Raw genomic sequence first — 15128 nt, forward strand, 5'->3', positions numbered from 1 at the left:
TTGGCTATTTCCGCAGAAATCAAAGAAAGGAAGCTGTCATTAAAATCATCTTTGGCTAATGGGTTAGCGCCATGAGCCAAAAGAACCTCAATGTGTTCTGGGCAACTATTATACAACGCATTAATTAATGGCGTTCTGTTCATAGCACCTTTGATATTAACATCAACTTTGTAATCTATTAGAGTACTCAGCGTCTCTGTATTAACCGCTTGAAAGCTCTTGAAAATTATTGGTTGATTGTTTATTTCATCCCTTGCATTAGGCGATAGTCCGCCTTCAAGCATAGCCTGTATCCAGACGCCTTTATCCGCTTTCATAACATATTCAGCCGGGCTACTTCGCCCTTCCGGTCTTGGCTGCAGTGGATCTGCCCCCGCCTTAACCAGATCCGTAATGATCTTGAGCCGCTCTGGCGTATTCTTGTCAAAGATGGCGTTGTTTATCGCCCAGAATAGCAACGTCATCTCCGCCTTGGCCGGTCGATTTAACGTTTCTTTGCTTACCGTCGGTAAAACCTTATCCAGCTTTTGCCTGTCACCCTCGTAGATGATGTTGGCGATGTCCAGCTGCGTCCCTTCAAAATAATCCTGTGGTTGTAAATCCATACCTTGTTTGCACCCCTGCATGATGAGCATTGACAGCAACATGATAATGATAAGAGCGCTGTGCCTCATGCCATCTCCATTTTTAACATAACCACGGCCCAACTTTGCTTTATTACCGTATCAGTATCCCTCTACCCCCTTGGGATACTGAGAACGGCCTATTGACTGACAGGAGCAGGCGGCCATTTTCCGCCACGCTTAATTAGCTCGTCTCTGATGCGCTCAAGAGACTCTTTCGCCTCACTGCCGTCCTGACTCATATTAATCAGCCGTTGAAGTTGATTGCCCATCGTCCAACCCGAGTTGCCTCTTATATCGCTATCGGCGCCTTTTTCTAATAGAAGAATGACATGGTCATAGGAGTGATAGTCTAAAGCATCGATGAGCAGCGTATCACCCAGTGAATTTCTTACATTTATATCCGCACCATAATCCAGCATGACCTCTAATGTCTCTGTATTCTTGGCAAGAATACTTTTAAATATAATTGGCTTATTGTTGATTTTATCTTTTGCATTAGGAGAGAGTCCCCCATCTAACATGGATTTTATCCAGATTCCCTTATCTGCTTTCATAACAAATTCAGCGGGGCTACTTCTCCCTTCCGGCCTTGGCTGCAGTGGGTCTGCCCCCGCCTTGACCAGATCCGTAATGATCTTGAGCCGCTCTGGCGTGTTCTTGTCAAAGATAGCGTTATTTATCGCCCAGAATAGCAACGTCATCTCCGCCTTGGCCGGCCGATTTAACGTTTCTTTGCTTACCGTCGGTAAAACCTTATCCAGCTTTTGCCTGTCACCCTCGTAGATGATGTTGGCGATGTCCAGCTGCTTTCCTTCAAAGTAATCCTGCGGTTGTAAATCCATACCTTGTTTGCACCCCTGCATGATGAGCGTAGACACTACCATCGTGATAATGAGTATGATTTTTTTCATATTCTTCCCTTGATTGTGGCAATGTCATCGTCTTTTTCATTTTCAATGCATTGTATCGCCTGGCCTATACCGTGCTTGTCCAGCAGTGAGCCTGTTCCACCGGGAAGCGTGTGTTTTACTCCCACGGCGTCAGGCGCCAACATGGACAACCGTTCTTTCGCCATCACTGCGGGCGGATAAAATTTGAGGTCTTTGGCATCCTCCCACAAATCAACCTCCTGCAGCTTGGTCAACAGCTCTCCTTTCACGCGATACGCCTGAATATTATCGGCGTTGCCTATTATAGAGCCACCGTATTTTTCGACGGTTCCCGCATTCAGGCCTGCTGCATTAAACGTCCAAGCCGGTTTGCCGCTGGCTATGGAAGTCGCAGAGGCCATACCTCCTCCTAATGAATGACCCGCAATGTCAATATTTGATACTTTCGAAATTTTATCGCCAATTATAACGGCTTGTTTATAGTATTCAGAATTAAACCCCAACCCTTGAGCGCCGTTATTTGACCAGTCACTCAGGTTTTTAATGCCTGACAAATCGCCGTTCAGTAACGCTTTCTGGGCAGCCTTGCTTATTCCCTCCGGGAACTCGGGCGCACGCGATCCGCGGAACACCACCGTCGGATTCATCGCTTTACCAAAGACGTTTTCATCTGGCTGATAAACCCGAGCCAGAAAACCCGGTGTATCCTCATCGTCATAGAGCATATCTTTGCTTAAACCGAGTTTACCCAGCGCCCCATCATTGTTACTGATGTCCTTCCAGCCTTCAGGAATGTCTATCGTGTCCTTAAGCGGGTTAGTAGTCTTATAGACATTCTCAGCCAACTTCGCCTTTTCGACCGCGACGTTGTTCTCCGCCAGGCGCTGTGCCGCCATGCGCGCATCCGGGTAAATGCTGCGGTTGCCTCGTCCTATCAGGTACTGGCGTTCTTGCCAGCGTTCTGCCTTGGTCAGCGGACGGATGGCCTGCACCGTGGCGGCAACGGTTGCCACTGCGGTAGCGATGGCTTGTTGCAGAGGGGGATTCCGGGTCGTATTCTGCCTCGCCGGCAGCACCGTCGGTTTTGCCCGGTGGCCATAGCGGCTGACCATTTCTTCATAGCGGGCGATCACGCGCCCGGTAGGATAAAAGGCGGGAAGAGAGCTGCCTGGGTAGCGCTGTAATCGGCCTTCCGCGTCAACGTAAAAGGCATATTTCGTCGGCGTCCAGGTGCCCATTTCCTGATCAATCGCCAGCAAGCCGCCCCGGTTGATCTCATCGAGCACGCTGCGCTTCACAGCCACGTCCTCACGATAACCGGTGACGCCAATCCCGGATTGAGTATTGCGGGTAATCGGATACCGGCTGCTTATCGATATGCCGGCTGCGCCGCCGAACAGATAATGCCGTTCCAGCTCATACCGCGCTGCTGTAGGGTTAAGTATCCTGGAAAAGCTTTCCGGCGCCGTGTGTTCAGAGGAGAAATGAATCAGTTTCATGCGGTGCCTGCCCACTCGTAAGGTTCCGTGGTCGGCACAGGCGCACCATCATCAAGCAACTCGCCAGGTGTGCGGCTGTTACGGGTCTCGTCGAGCGTTAGCGAACGATAACGCATTGGATATCCTTATCTTCTGTGTCACGCCTAAATAGGGTATGGGCAAAATTATCACAATTCAGTAAAGATTTCTTTGCTCTATTTCTATACGCGCGCATCCTCTCCCATCCATGCAGCTGCGTGCTTCCTGTGCCCATGTGAAGAGCGTATTTCGTTGCCATGTTGCGGCTAAAAGCCACGTCCGAAAGCAATCAGTCGAGTGTCAAAGATGCGGGAATGATAAGGAGACAGGAAGGAGAAAGGCTCCGCCAACCGGGAATGGCCAGCGGAGCGGCGTCAGGCAGCGGTTACTTCTGCTCAGCCTGACTTACGGTATCTTCGGCTTTCCAGATGCGGTATTTCACTTCCGCGTCTTTCGGCGCATACACCACGATCGGCAGGCGGCTGTTGTAACGCTGCATCGCGGCGTCGCCTAGGTTGGCGGCGATGAATTTCTTGGTCTTGGTATTGTCCGGGCAGGCCATCATGGTCGAGGCCGGTTCAGACAGCTTCTCCAGCACCAGGTAGTCGTAACCCCAGCCGGACAGGGTTTTGGTCTCCAACGTGCCACCAATCATATGGCGGTTGCAGTCCACTACCAGCGTCTTACCGATCAGCAGCTCTACCTTGTAGTTCTCTTCGTGCTCTTGCTTCGGCAGGTAGATCACCTGGCGATTCATACCCTTCTCGGCCTTCGGGTAAGGCGCGACCTTTTCCAGCGGCTGTTTGCTCATGTCCGCGTCATCGCCAGAGGTCGCCGCCATAGCGCCGGCGGAAACGGCCATCAGCAGGCCGGAAAATACAACGGATGCCTTGTTCATGTTTTATCCCTACACGTTGTCAAATAATCCGCCTATAAACTAATACACTACCGCCAAGCTAGCCACGGGTTTAATCTTCTTTACAATAGGCTATCAGCAGTGACAATCGCCTAATATAAATCGTTAACTGGAGCAATTAGCCAGCACACCCTCAGGTTTAAGACGAGAAAAACAAGCGATTATCTTCGTACAAGCGAGTGTATCAGATAGGGTTTTCTTACCGGCGGACTAAGGTTTTCTTAAGACAGAATTATTACAGTAACGTCATTCAATCCTGTCACCGAGCCTGCGCGTGAATCCAGAATCATCATTAAATCAATCCTCAACGACACCGCAAATTAAGACAACTGCCCTTTACTCCCTGCCGGCATCCTTTTACCGTTGGCAAGTTTTTGGCCTGCTGATCAGCGGTTTGGTGTTCCTGTGGCTCTCCCGCAACGAACAGCTGGACTGGGCGATCAGCAATTATTGGTACGATGCCGCCAGCGGGCATTTCCCGTGGCAAAACAATTATTGGCTGGACCTGATCAACCACCGCCTGCTGAAGCAGATAGCGATCGTCGGGGCGGTGCTGACGCTGTTTTGGGGTATCTATCGCCGCAGCGCGCGTCTGATCGTAACCATGCTGCTGATTGGTATCGGCCCGCTGGTGGTGGGCATTCTCAAGGCCACCAGCGCGCACTCCTGCCCGTGGGATCTGATCGAGTACGGCGGCAAGGCGATGTCCTTCCCGCTGTTCGGCACGGTACCGGCGCTGCCGGGCCCCGGCCGCTGTTTCCCCGGCGGGCACGCCTCGAGCGGTTTCGCGATCATGGCGTTGTTTTTCCTGTTTTATCCGCAGCGTCCGCGCCTGGCCTGGTGGTGCTGGTGCGGCGGTATTGCGCTCGGCATGTTGATGGGCTTTGGTCAGATCATGCGTGGCGCACATTTTCTTACCCATAACCTGTGGGCAAGTTGGTGGGTTTGGTTAAGCCAGTTGGCTATTTATTGGACGGTTAGCGGCTATTGGCGCCGCAAGATGAGGTAACGGTTATGGAGCAGTTAAACCATGTTCTTTTCGCCTGGATCAATGCGACCCCGGCGTCTCCCGAATGGATGATCGATTTCGCCACCTTTTTGGCACGCGATCTGATCATCATCGTGCCGCTGCTGATCGTCGGCCTGTGGCTGTGGGGGCCGCAAAGCCAGCTGGTTTCGCAGCGCCAGGTGGTGGCGAAAACCACTATCGCGCTGCTGTTCGCCATGCTCGCCGCCGCTACCATCGGCGCACTGCTGCCGCATGAGCGCCCGTTCGTCGCCGGCGTCGGCTATACCTTCCTGGCACATGCACCGGACAGCTCGTTCCCGAGCGATCACGGCACCGCCATCTTTACCTTTGCGCTGGCGTTCCTGTTCTGGCACCGGGTCTGGTCCGGCGTACTGCTGATGATCGTCGCCGTCGGCATCGCCTGGTCACGCGTTTACCTCGGCGTACACTGGCCGCTGGATATGGTCGGCGGTTTCCTGCTCGGCCTGGTCGGCTGTCTGTTCGCCCAGCTGGTGTGGAATCTGTTCGGCGATGTCCTCGCCGACAAGCTGTCGCGCCTGTATCGTTTCCTGTTCGCCTTCGCCATTCGCCGTGGCTGGGTGAAAGAGTAACTGCACAACATGACCGGGGCGTTACCGCCCCTGCTTTCACACCACGCCGGTGGTCACGCAAAACGCCCGCGTTTTTCCCGCCCCCAGCATCATTCCTGCCTCTTCCTCCGGCGCATTCGGGCGACAGTTCGCCGGCTGGATAAAAGCCAGCAACCGCCTGTTGCCCTGAACGGCGATGCGCCGCAGGCCATAGTTGAATTGCCCGGTGGCGAAGCGCGTCACATAGCGCCGGCCTTGCGGCGCCAGCATAAAGAACTCGGCCTGGTCCACATAGCGCGACAGATCGTCGGAGCACAGCAGTTCCTGCCCGAGCGCATCCCCCAACAGCGCCGGCGTCGGCAGGTTCTGACGGAACACCGCATCGGGAATGCAGTCGTAGTTGAGATGACACACATAGCGCAGCGGCTGCGGCCGCTCGGCCAGGTTGGTGACCGTCATCTCAATGGTGAACTGCGCGCTCTGCGCCGCCAGACGCAGCGCCGGGCCGATGCGCCAACGCCCACCCGCCCGCTCCCCCTCGCCGTGCAACGTCAGCTCATCGCCCGCCAGCTGGAGCCACACGCGTTGCATCTGCAGCGGCTCACCGTCCTGATGCGGCCAGGCGGGGCAGAATGCGGCGTCGTCAGCGCGCTTTCTTCCGGCGCCCTTTACGCTGCGGCGGCCCGACTTCAGCGAATAACCGTCAAACTCAGCGTCCCAGATCGTGAGGCCCTGATACGGCAAAACCGTCAGTGCGCCACGGTGATTCGCCAACGTCAGCATCGGCCCGCGTTCTGTGCAGCGATGCGTGCTCACCGCGAAATCCGCATTGCGGAACAGTTCCTGCCGATGCGCCCCGAAAGCTTCAGGAGCCAGATCGATGTTGATCTTCATCTTTTTTCCCTCGACGTTTCGCCCGCGCAGGACGCGAGCCCTAAAATGTTATTTAAATAACAAATGAAGCGTCTTTAAGTTATACCTATAACAGCCTGATAGCGACGATCGGATCGACATTTTTTAAACATCACTAGGTTTATCGGCATCTGAATGTTATTATTTTCACATTATCCATCCCGCTTACTGTCTTAACCTCACTAAGGAACCGCGATGACCACCGAAACCATCGATTACGCCAGCTACGTTGACCACACCCTGCTGGCGATGGACGCCACCGAACTGCAGATCGCCAAGCTGTGCGAAGAAGCGCAGCAGCACAACTTCTATGCGGTATGCGTCAACTCCGGCTACGTGCCGCTGGCAGCCCAGCTGCTGCAGGAAAGCACCGTGAAAGTCTGCTCGGTGATCGGTTTCCCGCTGGGCGCCGGCCTGACCGTTGCCAAAGCCTTTGAAGCCAAAGCGGCGATCGCCGCCGGCGCGCAAGAGATCGATATGGTGATCAACGTCGGCTGGTTGAAAAGCGGCCTGCTGGACGAAGTGAAAGCCGACATCGCCGCCGTGCGCGAGGTTTGCGCGGCGATCCCGTTGAAGGTAATATTGGAAACCTGCCTGCTCAGCGATGCGCAGATCGTCCAGGTTTGTGAAATGTGTCGCGAACTCGATGTGGCCTTCGTGAAAACTTCCACCGGCTTCAGCACCGGCGGCGCTCGGGAAGAGCACGTCAAACTGATGCGCGAGACCGTGGGCAGCGAGATGGGCGTGAAAGCTTCCGGCGCCGTGCGCGATCGCGCCACCGCCGAGAAGATGATCAACGCCGGCGCCACGCGTATCGGCACCAGCTCCGGCGTCGCCATCGTGTCCGGCGCTCAGCCGGCGGCAGGCAGCTACTGATCGTCGGCATGCCCTGACGGGCACAGCCAATACACTCCGATGCGGGACAATACGGGCGGCTAGGCGGCCCGATATTGCCCCGCATTGTTGTGTTTAGCGCCGGACACGCCGGCACGCCCTTTTACCTCTACTACCTGTGGGAAGACGGACCTATGGAAACGCGGCGCGAAGAACGTATCAACCGGCTAGTTCAGGCGTTAAAACGCGCTGACAAGATCCACCTGAAAGAAGCCGCCGTGCTGCTGGGGGTCTCGGAGATGACCATTCGCCGCGATCTGAGCGCCGAACCGGCGGCCGTGGTGTTGCTCGGCGGCTACGTGGTGACCGATCCGCGCAGCAACGGCGTGACCAACTACTTCGTTTCCGATCAAAAAGCCAAACAGGTCACGGAGAAACGGCGCATCGGCCTGCTGGCAGCGCCGCTGATCAATGAAAACGACACGGTGTTTTTTGACTGTGGCACCACCACCCCGGCGATCATCGACGCCATCGCCGACGAACTGACCTTCACCGCCGTGTGCCATTCGCTGAACACCTTCCTGGCGCTGCAGGACAAACCGAACTGCAAAGTGGTCCTGTGCGGCGGTGAGTTCAAGCCGAACAACTACATCTTTTCCAGCGTCAGCGGCCGTAACGAGCTCGATCATATCTGCCCGAATATCGCCTTTATCTCCGCCGCCGGCCTCAGTCTGCAGCACGGCGCCACCTGCTTCAACTTCGACGAACTGGAGATGAAGCATCGCGCGATGGCGATGGCGCAGCAAAAGATCCTGGTGGCAGACCACAGCAAATTCGGCAAAACCAAACCGGCCTGCATCGGCCCCCTGACACAATTCGATCGGGTGATCACCGACCGCCAACCGGCCGCCGACTTCCTGGCATTCTTCAACGACAACGCCATCGCTATCCGCTATTAATCCGCCTTCAGCGCCGTCATAACCGACGGCGCACCGCTTCGATATCCCTCTTTTCTCACCCAAAAATGAACAAATAATGCGCAATCAATTCGCGTTTTTCGCTTATCCGCACGCAACATCAGGTTAATAAAATGCAACAGCTCACCCGCGTGATTATTTTTTCGCAGGCTAAACACGCGGTCGGCTGGGTGAATTAACGGCTATTTATGGCTTTTATATGATAAATCGTACCAAAGGCCAGGAAGTTTAAATAAACGGCGGTTTACGCGATTGCAGCAAATCTCACCAATACCTGTTAGCTATCTGTTATTTATATGATGAATGGTTAAGCATTTTTATCCGCTAACCACGTAAGTAATTTCCCTTCGTTACTAGCGATGAATTTTAAATAAAAATCATTAAAAACAAAAACATAAATTCAATTTACCTTAAAAACATAATGTGATCCACATCACTAAAACTGCTTAATCCGGGTTTTTCGCTAGATCCAAAACCACGCATAAAATATATTGCTCGGCTTGCTGCTGAGCACAGCGCTTTATCCGGCTAATTATTGTACAAGCCGCATAATCGCAGAAAATTTTATGAGAGCGTTCTCAGCACAAAATCTTACACAAATGTGCAACAAATGCGCGAAAAATCGATAAAAAAGCATATAACTGCACATATTACGCATTTGAGAGCAGGATCACGGTTGTTTCTACTGTAAATCGTTATCTTGCCGCCAACAAAAATCGACAGGCAATGACCTGTCGGCAGCGGTAACGACTTTTATCCCCCGTGACGGTGGAAAGTCTTTAGTGAATTACCCGGCGCTGTGCCTTGGTAATGAACACAATAAACAACCAGGGGGACGCCAAAACATCCCCGCAAGCAACACCTGATTCTTACCGCAAGCGTTGCCTGAATAGGACGTTTGACGGTTTAACCTTAAGTTTTGCCTTTTAATTTTAAATTCGTGTTCACTTCGGAGATATTTATGGACACTACACAGACCGGCACAATTGCCTCTGCGGCCTCGGGCTCCAGCAGTACCTGGCGTAAAACGGATACCATGTGGATGTTGGGCCTGTACGGCACCGCCATCGGCGCAGGCGTCCTGTTCTTGCCCATCAACGCCGGCATCGGCGGTTTGATTCCTCTGATCATCATGGCCATCATCGCTTTCCCGATGACCTTCTTTGCCCACCGCGGCCTGTGCCGTTTCGTGCTGTCCGGCAAAAATCCCGGTGAAGACATCACCGCTGTAGTGGAAGAGCATTTCGGCATCACCGCCGGTAAACTGATTACCCTGCTGTACTTCTTCGCCATCTACCCGATTCTGTTGGTTTACAGCGTGGCGATCACCAATACCGTCGACAGCTTCATTACCCACCAGTTGGGCATGACGTCGCCGCCGCGCGCCATTCTGTCACTGATCCTGATCGTCGGCCTAATGACCATCGTGCGTTTCGGTGAGCAGGCCATCGTGAAAACCATGAGCATTCTGGTCTTCCCGTTCGTGGCGGTGCTGATGCTGCTGGCGGTATACCTGATCCCTAACTGGACCGGCGCCATCTTCGAAAACGTGTCGCTGTCCGGCAGCGGTACCGGCATGGGCCACGGCCTGATCATGACCCTGTGGCTGGCAATCCCGGTAATGGTGTTCTCCTTTAACCACTCGCCGATCATCTCCGCTTTCGCCGTCGCCAAACGCGAAGAGTACGGCGCAGACGCCGAGAAGAAATGCTCCCGCATTCTGGCTTATGCACACATCATGATGGTGCTGACCGTGATGTTCTTCGTGTTCAGCTGCGTGCTGAGCCTGACGCCGGAAAACCTGGCGGAAGCCAAGGCGCAGAACATCTCGATTCTGTCTTACCTGGCTAACCACTTTAACAACCCGATGATCGAGTACATCGCGCCGGTTATCGCCTTCGTCGCCATTACCAAATCGTTCCTGGGCCACTACCTCGGCGCTCGTGAAGGTTTCAACGGTCTGGTTGCCAAATCGATGAAGAGCCGTGGCAAAACCGTCAGCACCGCCAAGTTGAACCGCATGACCGCTATCTTCATGCTGGTGACCACCTGGATCGTCGCCACCCTGAACCCAAGCATCCTGGGCATGATCGAAACCCTGGGTGGCCCAATCATCGCCATGCTGCTGTTCCTGATGCCGATGTACGCCATTCGTAAAGTGCCTGCCATGCGCAAGTACAGCGGCCACATCAGCAACGTGTTCGTGGTTGTGATGGGTCTGATCGCCATCTCTGCTATCGTGTTCAGCCTGCTCGGCTAATCACGCCCGGCCGGCGCCGCTTGCGCGCCGGCCCTCCCGCACTCCCCCATTTCCCGTATTCACCGCCTGAAACCTGAAGAAGGAGGCGAGACCATGGTCAGCGTTTTCGATATTTTCAAAATTGGCATCGGCCCATCCAGTTCCCACACCGTTGGCCCGATGAAGGCCGGCAAACAGTTCGTCGACGATCTGATCGCCCACCAGCAGTTGCAGGACACCACCCGCGTGGTGGTCGACGTCTACGGTTCGCTGTCGTTGACCGGTAAAGGTCACCACACCGACATCGCCATCATCATGGGCCTGGCCGGCAACCTGCCGCACGACGTGGACATCGACAGCATCCCGGGCTTTATTCGCGACGTGGAACAGCGCGGCCGCCTGCCGCTGGCCAACGGCCACCACGAGGTGGATTTTCCGCTGCACGGCGGCATGAATTTCCACAGCGACAACCTGCCGCTGCACGAAAACGGCATGCGCATCCGTGCCTTCGCCGGTGAACGCCTGCTGCACAGCAAAACCTATTACTCGATCGGAGGCGGTTTCATCGTCGACGAAGAACACTTCGGCCAGTCCGCCGAGGGCGCCACACCGGTGCCCTACCCGTTCAAATCGGCGCACGATCTGCAGCAGCATTGCAAAGACACCGGGCTGTCGTTGTCCGGCCTGGTGATGCAGAACGAGCTGGCGCTGCGCAGCAAAGCGGACATCGACGCGCATTTCGCCGACGTCTGGCAGGTGATGAGCGCCGGTATCGAGCGCGGCATCAACACCGAAGGCCTGCTGCCTGGCCCGATGAAAGTGCCGCGCCGCGCCGCCGCGCTGCGACGCATTCTGGTGACCGGCGACAAGAACAATATCGATCCGATGAACGTGGTCGATTGGATCAACATGTTCGCGCTGGCGGTCAACGAAGAGAACGCCGCCGGTGGCCGCGTGGTCACCGCGCCGACCAACGGCGCGTGTGGCATTATCCCTGCGGTACTGGCCTACTACGACAAGTTCATCCGCCCGGTGAACGCCAACTCCTACACACGCTACTTCCTGGCGTCCGGCGTGATTGGCGCGTTGTACAAGATGAACGCCTCGATCTCCGGCGCCGAAGTGGGTTGCCAGGGGGAAGTGGGCGTGGCCTGTTCGATGGCGGCGGCCGGGTTGACCGAGCTGCTCGGCGGCAGCCCGGCGCAGGTGTGCATCGCGGCGGAGATCGCCATGGAGCACCATTTGGGGCTGACCTGCGATCCGCTCGCCGGCCAGGTTCAGGTGCCCTGCATCGAACGCAACGCCATTTCCGCCGTTAAGGCGGTCAACGCCGCACGCATGGCGATGCGCCGGACCAGCGAACCGCGGGTTTGTCTGGATAAGGTGATCGAAACCATGTACGAGACCGGCAAAGACATGAACGCCAAATACCGCGAAACCTCACAGGGCGGGCTGGCGATCAAGGTCGTGGCCTGCAACTGATCGCCACGGCGAGGTACTTAAGGCGCCAGCCGGTGTGACTTGGCCGGCGCCGTTTCAATAGCGATCCTTTCCTGCCGCAACGCCGGGCTGAATACCCGCGCGAAGCCCCACAGCCCCGGGACGAGCGCTGTGCCGCAGCCAGCCGTAAAGTTCGGCATTACGCCGGAATCCCATTTTGCGCATGACGCTCATCTTGTGATTGCTGACCGTCTTCACGCTAATGTCCAGCATCCGGGCGATTTGCGTGACTCCCATCTCCCGCGTCATGCAGCGCATGATCTCTTGTTCGCGCAGCGTCAGGCCCCGGTGTTGGCATACGCAGCTCCTGCCACAGCTCAGTCTGCCCGGCCATTTGCTGCGCCGCTCCAGCTCGGCGCTCACCTGATACAGCGCCGAAACCAACGGCATATCGTGGTAGATGACGCCAGTCTCCAGCGAGCAGCGGTTACCGACGGTGCGTTTATGCCGTCCCTCCGGCGTTCGCAACGAGAAATACAGCGTTTTACGCCCCGCGGGCTGCGCCTCAGAGAGGTGACAAAAACAGCTTTGCACGCCGGGAGGAAAATAGCAGAACACCAAATCGGCTTCGTGAACCTGCCGCGCATCCACTAACAGCGTGCGCTTGCCGTAAGTGCTGAAATGCAGCGCCAGGGCCTCTTGCCAACCGGCGCTGAAGTATCGATTCTCATCAAATAGCGCGATTTTTATCATCGTGTTCATCCCTGTTCTCCCGCCGTGTCGGCTTCCCGTTTAACCGCCTGGACGCCCTTCGCCGGCGCCTGGCTGTTGTCGATGCGCAATTCATAAACCATGGTGGCGTTGGGCGGCACCTTCGGCGGGTAGCCGGTTTCACCGTAGGCCAGCGCCGGCGGCACGACCATCGTCAACGAGCCGTGGTTGTGCAGATGACCTATCGCCTCCCGGAACAGCGGCGGGTATTCGGACAGCGGTTGCGACAGCACCTTGCCGCTCAGATCCATATCCTGGATCACCGTGCCGTCGGTCAGCTTCTCTTTCACCACGACATCGACCACCGCCGTTGGCGCCAGCGCGCCCTCCCCGGCGTAATCCACCCGATACCAGAAGCCCATCGCCGACTGCTTTACGCCCTTTTGTTGACTGAACTGCGTCAGGTAATCGTCATCGCGCCGCCGCTGCTGGTTAACGCGTTTCTCACGCGCGGCCACGGCGGCGGCATCCGCCTGCGCCGTCAGCGTATTCAGTTCATCCGGCGGCAGCTGCAAACGCCCCGCCACGCTGTCGATAACGCCCGCCAACAGGCTGTCGTGGTCCACCGGTACCCCCCAGCTTTGACGCTCCGTCATCAACCCCTGAATATCCCGCCCCAGCGCACTGCCCGCCGCATAGGACAACCGTTTCCGTTCATCCTTCAACTGCTCCGGCGTCATCTCCCATTGCAGCCGCTTACGCAACGCCAGCAGGTCTTCGCGCGCCTGCTGAGTCGCCTTCTGCTCACCGGCCCGCTTCTGCTCGCTTTCTTCCAACGCGGCGCGCAGAGCGTGCAACGCCTCCTGGTGCTCGCGTTGGCGTTGTGCAAGCGTCTGTGCCGATGCCTGCGCGGCAGACTCAAGTTCAGTGACGCGCCGTTCGGCCTGCGCCGCCGTCGTTCTGCTTTTGGCGGTTTCCTGCGTCGCCTGACGCAACAGCGCCTCGGCGCGCTGCGCGTCGGGCGAACCTCGCCAGGCAGCGCCCAGCCCGGCAATCCACTGTTGAAGCGTCGACGAGTCCGGCAACGCTGCGACGGGTGGCGTCGCTTTCTCCGCCCGCAGCGCAGTAAGTTCCTGGCGCAACATCGTCAGTTCCATTCGCTGGCGCGCCAGCTGTTGGTCACGCGTCAATAATTCCTGGCTCAGCGTAAAAGCTTTGGCCGATGAAGCAGGCTGGTGGGTGTCCGGCGGACGCTTTGCCGGCTCACGCTTTTTTTGCCCCGCCTCGCGGTCGGCGGGCGCCGCGTTTTCGCTCTTCGGCGCGGTGTTCTGCCGTTGATACTGCTCGGCAAACTGCAGCAGCGCCGGCACGCCGTCGTCCGCCTGCGCGACGCCGGTGAACAGCAGAGCCGCACAGCCCAGCAGGCGCAGCCTCATTTAACCTGCTCCCCGCGATCCGCCAAGCCGGTCAACACCGCCTGATTCACCCCGGCGCACAGATAGTTGACCTTGTAGCGATACAGCGCATCCACCGTCTCCTGCGTGTCGCCGTTTACCCTGGCGCGCAGGTTGGCGTACTGCGAAGCACCGCTCATCAGGCTGTCGAAGGCCTGTTTGTAGCGCTGATACTGTTTCTCGTCGATCGTGCGCAATGCACCCAGTTGCTGCTGGCACTGCTGCAGCTGCTCGGCCTCACGCTGCTTGCGCAAAGCCTCTTCTGACGGAGCTTGCACAGTCTGATTTTTGGTGTTCACGGCGGGCTTGCCCGACTTTTGGTTTTGACAGGCGGCGGCGCTCAACGCCAACAGGCACAGCAGGCCCATGCGCAGGGCGCGATTGAGGGGCTTTATCATCATTGCGTTTTTTGTCCTTGTACACGCTTATTCGTATTCCAACGTAAAGGTGGCCACCGCGCTGAAGGTGCCGCGGCCGATGGACTTCGTTTGGATGGCCTCCGGCTCCCCCTGCACATAGGCCTGCAGCGTGAGCGTGGTGTTGCCGGCATTCAGGCGGAATTTATCGCTGGCGCGATTGAGCGGCAGCGCCTTGCCGGTGCTGTCCTCCAGCCCGATGCCGATCCCCGAGGCCAGGCTGCCGGTATCCAGCGCCAACAGGCCGGGCAGTTTGGCGTTCTCGGTGCCGGTAAACGTAATGGCCACCGTATTGCCCAGGCTGAGATCGCATTCAGTCAGGTGCAACGCGAAGGTTTGGCTGTGGGTGCGGGTGTTCAGGTACAGGTATTTGTCGACGATGGTGCCGAAATCCAGTTGGATGTCCTCATCCCCCGGTTGTATGACACACGGCTCGGCCACCAGCGTACCGTGAAAGCGCATGTTTTCCGCCGCAGCCGCCGGCTGCGCCATCATGCCGGCCAGCATTACCATGCCGGCTCCCAGCAGCGCGCTTCGGCGCCGGTTCGTCTCTGTCGCGCGCATGACGCCACTCCCTTTGGTTATGCTTGCGCCTAC

15 protein-coding genes are annotated in these 15128 nt (G+C 56.7%); 6 read left to right on the top strand and 9 right to left on the bottom strand.

Annotated features, from left to right (window positions below; all coding sequences use genetic code 11):
* The 4 genes from ACJ8IL_RS22285 to eco form a co-directional block, all read right to left on the bottom strand.
* The coding region (locus ACJ8IL_RS22285; protein ID WP_442516843.1) for an ankyrin repeat domain-containing protein at window positions 1-674 on the bottom strand (674 nt) is incomplete at its 3' end.
* An 89-nt stretch (window positions 675-763) separates the two neighbouring features.
* Entirely contained in the window at window positions 764-1537 is a 774-nt protein-coding gene (locus ACJ8IL_RS22290) for an ankyrin repeat domain-containing protein (RefSeq protein ID WP_173889566.1), read from the bottom strand.
* Entirely contained in the window at window positions 1534-3015 is a 1482-nt protein-coding gene (locus ACJ8IL_RS22295) for a phospholipase (protein ID WP_197835873.1), read from the bottom strand. Before ACJ8IL_RS22295 ends, ACJ8IL_RS22290 begins: the two co-directional genes overlap by 4 nt.
* 403 nt (window positions 3016-3418) lie before the next feature.
* Entirely contained in the window at window positions 3419-3931 is a 513-nt protein-coding gene (gene eco / locus ACJ8IL_RS22300; RefSeq protein WP_442516844.1) for a serine protease inhibitor ecotin, read from the bottom strand.
* Between the two features lie 292 nt (window positions 3932-4223).
* On the opposite strand from eco, the gene ACJ8IL_RS22305 reads away from it, so the two are divergent.
* Entirely contained in the window at window positions 4224-4958 is a 735-nt protein-coding gene (locus ACJ8IL_RS22305; protein WP_406903468.1) for a phosphatase PAP2 family protein, read from the top strand.
* 5 nt (window positions 4959-4963) lie between these two features.
* Window positions 4964-5569 (top strand): undecaprenyl-diphosphate phosphatase, encoded by a 606-nt coding sequence (ybjG, locus tag ACJ8IL_RS22310; RefSeq protein ID WP_406903467.1) that lies wholly within the window; start codon window positions 4964-4966, stop codon window positions 5567-5569.
* Between the two features lie 36 nt (window positions 5570-5605).
* Here the strand turns inward: ybjG and ACJ8IL_RS22315 are convergent, their stop codons facing one another.
* On the bottom strand, window positions 5606-6442 hold the full coding sequence (locus ACJ8IL_RS22315) for a hypothetical protein (protein WP_442516845.1): 837 nt from the start codon (window positions 6440-6442) through the stop codon (window positions 5606-5608).
* Window positions 6443-6655: 213 nt separating this feature from the next.
* Between ACJ8IL_RS22315 and deoC the strand changes: the two genes are divergently transcribed.
* The 4 genes from deoC to ACJ8IL_RS22335 all read left to right on the top strand — a co-directional run bounded on the left by deoC (window position 6656) and on the right by ACJ8IL_RS22335 (window position 11992).
* Window positions 6656-7336 carry a deoxyribose-phosphate aldolase gene (deoC, locus tag ACJ8IL_RS22320; RefSeq protein WP_038881133.1) on the top strand — a complete coding sequence of 227 codons (681 nt, stop codon included), beginning with the start codon at window positions 6656-6658 and terminating at the stop codon, window positions 7334-7336.
* A gap of 152 nt (window positions 7337-7488) precedes the next feature.
* Complete coding sequence (gene deoR / locus ACJ8IL_RS22325; protein ID WP_442516846.1) at window positions 7489-8253, top strand: DNA-binding transcriptional repressor DeoR; 765 nt, start codon at window positions 7489-7491, stop codon at window positions 8251-8253.
* Between the two features lie 979 nt (window positions 8254-9232).
* Window positions 9233-10531: an HAAAP family serine/threonine permease gene (locus ACJ8IL_RS22330; protein WP_004938697.1), complete on the top strand. Its 1299-nt coding sequence runs from the start codon at window positions 9233-9235 to the stop codon at window positions 10529-10531.
* A gap of 93 nt (window positions 10532-10624) precedes the next feature.
* Window positions 10625-11992, top strand: a complete 1368-nt coding sequence (locus tag ACJ8IL_RS22335) for an L-serine ammonia-lyase (protein WP_025302221.1) — start codon at window positions 10625-10627, stop codon at window positions 11990-11992.
* Window positions 11993-12046: 54 nt separating this feature from the next.
* Here ACJ8IL_RS22335 and ACJ8IL_RS22340 read toward each other — a convergent pair whose 3' ends face one another.
* Genes ACJ8IL_RS22340 through ACJ8IL_RS22355 form a run of 4 tightly spaced genes read right to left on the bottom strand, consistent with a single transcriptional unit; the run spans window position 12047 to window position 15095 of the window.
* Window positions 12047-12712 (bottom strand): response regulator transcription factor, encoded by a 666-nt coding sequence (locus tag ACJ8IL_RS22340; RefSeq protein WP_049205929.1) that lies wholly within the window; start codon window positions 12710-12712, stop codon window positions 12047-12049.
* The gene (locus ACJ8IL_RS22345; protein WP_442516847.1) at window positions 12709-14097 is read right to left on the bottom strand and encodes an FKBP-type peptidyl-prolyl cis-trans isomerase N-terminal domain-containing protein; all 1389 of its coding nucleotides are present in this window, start codon (window positions 14095-14097) and stop codon (window positions 12709-12711) included. The genes ACJ8IL_RS22340 and ACJ8IL_RS22345 overlap by 4 nt, the downstream gene beginning before the upstream one ends.
* The gene (locus ACJ8IL_RS22350) at window positions 14094-14516 is read right to left on the bottom strand and encodes a hypothetical protein (protein ID WP_147823023.1); all 423 of its coding nucleotides are present in this window, start codon (window positions 14514-14516) and stop codon (window positions 14094-14096) included. The genes ACJ8IL_RS22345 and ACJ8IL_RS22350 overlap by 4 nt, the downstream gene beginning before the upstream one ends.
* A gap of 24 nt (window positions 14517-14540) precedes the next feature.
* Entirely contained in the window at window positions 14541-15095 is a 555-nt protein-coding gene (locus tag ACJ8IL_RS22355) for a fimbrial protein (protein ID WP_049205924.1), read from the bottom strand.
* Window positions 15096-15128: the final 33 nt, after the last annotated feature.

The sequence above is a fragment of the Serratia sp. CY47444 genome (assembly GCF_052168635.1).
Classification (GTDB): Bacteria; Pseudomonadota; Gammaproteobacteria; order Enterobacterales; family Enterobacteriaceae; genus Serratia; species Serratia bockelmannii.